The sequence below is a fragment of the Ferroplasma sp. Type II genome (assembly GCF_000496155.1).
Genome location: NZ_KI542760.1, coordinates 4,849 through 5,863 on the forward strand (window position 1 = coordinate 4,849; position 1,015 = coordinate 5,863).

The 1,015-nt window shown below is 44.5% G+C and carries 2 protein-coding genes; one reads left to right on the forward strand and one right to left on the reverse strand.

Translation table 11 applies throughout. The features are described 5' to 3' along the window. A partial coding sequence (locus tag AMDU4_RS10195) for a DUF6788 family protein (RefSeq protein ID WP_290704998.1) occupies positions 1-265 on the reverse strand: 265 nt, incomplete at its 3' end. A 66-nt stretch (positions 266-331) separates the two neighbouring features. Between AMDU4_RS10195 and AMDU4_RS10200 the strand changes: the two genes are divergently transcribed. Beyond that, positions 332-1,015 (forward strand): DUF4277 domain-containing protein (locus AMDU4_RS10200; RefSeq protein WP_290705001.1); only part of this gene is annotated, 684 nt, incomplete at its 3' end.

Consider the following 1,015-nt stretch of genomic DNA (forward strand, 5'->3'; position numbering starts at 1 on the left):
GTTTCATGTTCTGTATCCACTCTTCAACAATCTTTGCCTGTTCTTCACATAACCTTATGTTCACAGTCTTTCCCTTTACCTTCCTTGACCAGTCATAGTAGGGTCCATGTAGTTTTGGAGGACTGGCATGGCATTTGCACTTCACATTACCGCATTTCATGTAGTGCTTCCATACGGTTCCGTGAAGAGCAAAATCGATATTTTTTAGTTCATGAGATTGCTCTTTGACCTGTTTCCTTAGATCTTCCAGTTTATCCACTGACATGGATCCGCCTCCTTCATTGATCGGGATTAACTATAGGTATATATACCTATAGTATATACACATGCAATGGTTCAACAGTCAGGTTCGGATAAGCATGAACTCCAGACAAGGTGGATCTACGCCATCCCCATAATAAACAGGTACATACACAGAATTGGATTATCCGACATACTTTCTTCACGCATGGGTGGAGGAGGCATGGTTCCACACACATCATGTCTCCTGATTCTGTTAAGGAACATACTGACGGAAAGGGAACCGGTATACGGTATTGGGAAATGGGCATCGTCAATAGAGCCGTCACTTCTTGGTGTTTCCCGGGATCAGGCAGCGCATATTAACGATGACAGAATTGGCAGATCGCTTGATGTGCTCTTTGATGCTGACAGGGGATCTATGCTTGTTGAAATCGTGAAAAGCGTTGTCGAGAAATTCGGAATAAGCATGAATGAATTCCACAACGACAGCACAACAATAACATTTTCCGGCGATTACGAGGATGCTGATGGATCAGATAAGAGGGGAAAGGAGACTGCTGAAATAACATACGGGCACAACAAGGATCACAGACCGGATCTGAAGCAGCTCCTCTGGACCTTGACGGTCAGTTCAGATCATTCTGTTCCCGTGCACTACATGGCACTGGACGGAAACACACAGGACGTGGAAACGCACATAGATACATGGAATTTTCTGAGGGATTTATCCGGCAGATCAGATTTCATATACGTAGCCGACAGCAAGCTCTGT